This is a genomic window from Vibrio sp. 10N.247.310.23, assembly GCF_041467155.1.
Classification (GTDB): Bacteria; Pseudomonadota; Gammaproteobacteria; order Enterobacterales; family Vibrionaceae; genus Vibrio; species Vibrio crassostreae_C.
Map to the genome: position 1 here is coordinate 1 of NZ_JBFSTZ010000062.1, position 4,903 is coordinate 4,903.

The window sequence follows — 4,903 nt, forward strand, 5'->3', positions numbered from 1 at the left end:
AAGATACCAAGATTGGGCTTTGGTTCTTGTTACTTTGGGGATTAGGTCTAGTGGCTGGCGTTCAAATTGGCATGAATCATAAAGAAATAATGAATGTGCTTAACGGAAGACCGTCATTTTTCATATCGGTATCGTGTCCCGATGAAGGCCTAAGAACCATTCAATGCGAGGAGTATAGTGCCCTGATGAAAAAACATGAGGATTCTCGATGATGAATAGTGCCTTCAAACAACGCGGCGTGGGGATAGTCGAGTTTCTCATTACGCTCGGGCTCAGCCTAGTGATTGTGGGTATCAGCTACCCGGCGTATCACAATTATCAGGAAGACGAGAAAGCGAAAGCTTACGGTGAGCACATTAGAGTGCTGATAGAGCGCATTCATCAATATCAATACTACAAGATCACCGAAGAAGGGGTCGATGCGACCAGTCAAGCGAGTTGGCCAGCAACGTTGGATAACCTCATGAACGATTACCCTGAGCAATACTGGGGCAGTTGCACGATTGATCGAGAACTCAATGGTGAATGTAAGTTGCCCGATTACGTGCCGTGGAGCCATTCGCGTCTGAGTACTTACTTTTACACCGACCTTACGCACATACCGGCATTTAACGAGCACTTAGTGATTCGTATCCCACTTCATGAATTAGACAAGGATGCGAAAGAGTGGACGCGTTGGTCAAACGTGTTGATTGACATTCCAGGTGCCGAGCGAGCGGGTAATGATATCGATATTACCTTGCGTCAAGCGACGTTGGCACTGATGTACGAAAACATTGTCATGCGCGATGGTTTCACCACGTTAACCGGGGATTGGGATGTGGGCGGAGCGCACGGTATTACCAATGCCAAGGATGTCACGCTTAGAGCCAGTGATGGGTCGCAAATACCAGTGAGTCAATACCTTGTTAGCGTGAGTCGAGCCCAGCACGGCGATTGGATAGACAAACCACAATGCATTGCAGGCCAAACCCCACAGTACAAACTATCTATTTCAAAAGTAGAGATAGATACCCGTTATTACACCTTACTTGGTGGAACCAAACCTTACCTCATCAACGAAACCGCCACTCGTTGGCAAGTGGGAATGTCCACTATTGTGAAAATTAACAGCAGTAAACAACAAACAAAAGTGACGACCGGTGAAGCGTTATTGATTGCCAATTGTCGTTAACCCTAAAAAAAGGAAAATACCATGAAGTCATTATTTAAACGCATACTCTTTGGGCTGGCTACCCTTGTTTTTATCTTACCTCCCGTGATGGCCAAAGTGACCCTGGAGGATGTTTATAAAGCGGATGAAGCTCAGCGAGCCCAAGACTTAGCAGAGTTTGAGCAATACAAACGGGATTACAGTTATCCGCTGGAGCCAAGCATTAACCCTAACCCTTCAGGTCAAGTGGTTGAGTTTTCAACCGGTGGGGAAACAACGTCCGTGATCACCAAAACACTCAAACCAACGAATGGGTGGGTATGTGCTTTGAGTAAAGTCAGTGGATATTATGGCCGTGGTTTAAAAGGAACGGATGCGCATGTCTATCAATCTGGTGGGTACTGGAAATTAACTTCAGGACGAGCCAGTTGTGGGGGGTGTGCCGTCTCAGCCAAAGCCGTTTGCTGGGAAGTTGACTAAATCCCACATATAAAAGTAGGGTAGTATGATTTCATACTGCCTTGCTTTCATATAACCACCGATCATATTAATGACCTTGTTAGATGAAAAGATCATAGTTAATACCGTGATATTTCAGATGATTAAGTGTTGAAAATGGTATAATTATCTTCCATCAAAAAGGAGTGTTAATCATGAAGAAAATAGCTGTGGGTTTCTCCATTTCTTTACTCTCAAGTTCGGTGTTTGCGATTGAAAATGGTACGACTGTCAATTGGCAAAATGACTTTGATGATATAGTGGAAAACAATTGTACAGGTTTGGTTGTGGGAGGTAGACTAGTTTTGACGGCCGCCCACTGTCCCGACTTGAGTGTTATTACTTTTTCGAATGGAAATGTGGATGCTGCAAGTGGACGGGTTGATCATCCTAGCTACCTGTGGGCTTCCGATGGCTCACCATACGACGTCTCAATCTGGACCTTGTCTCAAGCCGCTCAAACCCAAAATATCCATTATTTTGCAGATTTAAGCGTCCCAAACATCGCACTTGGCGATGACATTAAAGTTTACGGATTTGGAGGGGATCACCCACTATCATATGCTTCCGCGTCCATCACTCGCCTATCGGATGCTTATAAGACTGCTTTTGAAGTTACATCTACAATCGGAGATACCACACAGGGTGATAGTGGTGGAGTTTGGCTTAATAGTGATAGCAACATTGTTGCTATTAATCGTGGTATTAGAGGTAGCCACCAAACATCCGGAACCGACCTCACTTACGCTAAAGACTTCCTTTTAGAGCAGATTAATGGCTGGCATTATCCAACGGTTTTCAAAGGAACGGGGACTCAAACGATTAAGGTTCAGTCTTTACACCAAAACTCCGTGGTGGATGCCGCTTACGTAGCTGGAGATGTAGCGATAACCGGCGGTACATGCCAAACCTTGCCTGCGATTGATTCGTTTGATACCTGTACGTATGAGCTCGATGTGAGCGGCTCTGGTCAACTGCATCTAACCACTAATGAAGTGATTGATATCAACCCTGTGACACCGACTCCCGTACCCCCTCCAACAACGACACCAAGTTCTGGTGGCAGCGGTGGTTCTCTCGGCTTTTTATCTCTATTTGGATTAGCTGTTTTTGGACGTTTAAGAAAGAGACAAGTCTGATATGGATTACAAAATCAATGACCCTGTGGTACTTGAAATGCTCGATGGTAATGATTGGCGCGTAATACGCACCACTTACCGTCAAGCCATACGACTACTCAGAAAAACGCAGCATCGTGGGTATTTGTTGTACCACGAGGGCGCGCGGTGGGATGCAAAAGCCTGACGCTTTCACGCTGTTCAATTGTCGGCTTCATCTTGCCCCAACAAGCGGGGCTTATTGCCGTCAAAATGAACCTTATGGGATAATCTTGTGATACTTTTTGTCAACACACTCTTACTTTTCATTTTCCTACAGAGATTATTGACCTTCTCTCATGCCCCTTCCGCAAAGATAAATTTGATTAGGGGAATCAAAGGTGTCGTCATTTTAATGGTCGTCACTGTCTGGTTGATGCCGCTTCATCTCCCCTTATTCCTCCATGGCGGTGTTCTTCTTTTCTCTGTGTGGATAGGTTTTGGTTACAGTGTAAGGATCGCTTTGAATGAACTCACCTTACTCAAGCTAACCCCGTCCTTAAAGAAAAACCAATACCATGTTCACCTTTCAACGGCGATCTATCCTTTTACAAGAGATACGTACCAAGAGCTCGAACTGTTGATTGAACTGCTCCCAAAATACAGTGGGCAATCATTAATACTAACGTCACCTCTACTGAGTAAGCACGGCTCGTTCTTTAACATTGAACAATTAAAGCCACTCCCTGTGAGTATCGAGGCTTCTTATCATTCTTATTGGCGTTCACCGCTAGCGTTTCTGGTATTGTGTTATTACAAGTACATCCAGCGTGAAACTATTCTTATGCATTCCGATTTATCAAGGCAATGTCGAATACATTTAACGTTGCCTAGAGTCGATGGTGTCTAAAGAGGTGATATCAATATGAAAAACTTGGCTGGTCATGACATTTCCCTGTTTCTTTTTCGGTTTGTTCTTCATCGTAGAGGGATCAATTTTGTCATGAATGAGTCGATTGCGGAGGATTTATACCCAGAGACCGAGCTAAAACTCAAACCTATCGTACACGCCTGCTCTGAAACTCTCTTGCGCTATAAAGACCAATGTTGCGGGGAAACCATCATGGACGGTAATCTATTGGTGGATGGCGACTTTGAAGTGATGCTATCACCAGGGCTGGGCCGACATTTCATTCTGGAAGAGAAAAAGAACCTTTTCTCTGATGCTCATGAGATTGCTAAGTTGCTGATGGATGTGATGGACAGGCGAACGATTGAGATTGACTCTGGGGAGTATCTAGGTCCCCAAGCCGTGATCAGCTCTATCGGTCGTACGGGAATGAACCTTCAAGGGCTTGAATCGTTGGGGAACCGACAACAAAACACCTTTATCACTCAACTTCCTCAACTCACCAAGGATGTCCTTCCCGATGGAGTCAATGCTAGAGTCAGCTATGATCATCGTGGACATTGCATGATGTTTTTACACGATAACTTCGGCGTGATAGGAAAGGTCGTACTGGTTGATGGATCCATGCCTAATATCATGGCTGAATTATCTAAAGAGCGCTCAGAGCATGTTGATATCAAAAAGACACTGATGGAACAAATCCTTACCGCGATTGAAGTTGAGTTAATCAATCAAGTTTCGTCGTCGAGCTCTACCTTGCGTTATTAAACAATATCGAGCGGTTAGGAAAGGAAGTGCGAAGTATTTTCTTTTCTGACTGCTGTGCAGGTAGGGCGCAGCCCGTAGGACGGCATAGAGTCCTGTTAAAAATGGTCAGGAGCTGCATGATCAGATAGATTCGTTTATTATGTGCACCATCCACTGTTAATAACCTCACCTTTATGCCCACGACCAAACCTAGCCTAGTCAAAGCCAATTTCAAACGATTCATGCGTAAACCCAAATTACGTATTGAAAAAGCACAATCCCTTGAGGATTTACTTAACTGCGCGGCTTTTGGAGTTCGCTGTAAAATGAACAAGCTTTCGATTAAGGTAAAAGACGGACATTTGGTCCCGCACCAATACACCCAAGGCAAAACTAAGCCCTAGTCGGTCTCAACCCACAACGCTTACCCCTTTCGATGCAACAAAAGATGAATCACTTCATGTTCATCCACATGGTCGACTTCCACGCGATAAATGC

Annotated in this window: 5 protein-coding genes; all 5 read left to right on the forward strand. The window is 44.7% G+C overall.

Going from position 1 to position 4,903, the window contains the following annotated elements; all coding sequences use genetic code 11:
- The coding region (locus AB6D93_RS23440) for a hypothetical protein (protein ID WP_372159221.1) at positions 1-212 on the forward strand (212 nt) is incomplete at its 5' end.
- Positions 209-1,174: a type II secretion system protein gene (locus tag AB6D93_RS23445; protein WP_372127295.1), complete on the forward strand. Its 966-nt coding sequence runs from the start codon at positions 209-211 to the stop codon at positions 1,172-1,174. The genes AB6D93_RS23440 and AB6D93_RS23445, both read left to right, overlap by 4 nt.
- A gap of 21 nt (positions 1,175-1,195) precedes the next feature.
- Positions 1,196-1,633, forward strand: coding sequence for a hypothetical protein (locus tag AB6D93_RS23450; RefSeq protein ID WP_019825442.1), 438 nt, complete (start codon positions 1,196-1,198; stop codon positions 1,631-1,633).
- A gap of 173 nt (positions 1,634-1,806) precedes the next feature.
- Positions 1,807-2,790, forward strand: a complete 984-nt coding sequence (locus AB6D93_RS23455; RefSeq protein ID WP_019825440.1) for a serine protease — start codon at positions 1,807-1,809, stop codon at positions 2,788-2,790.
- Positions 2,791-3,751: 961 nt separating this feature from the next.
- Positions 3,752-4,426, forward strand: coding sequence for a hypothetical protein (locus AB6D93_RS23460; protein ID WP_372159222.1), 675 nt, complete (start codon positions 3,752-3,754; stop codon positions 4,424-4,426).
- Positions 4,427-4,903: the final 477 nt, after the last annotated feature.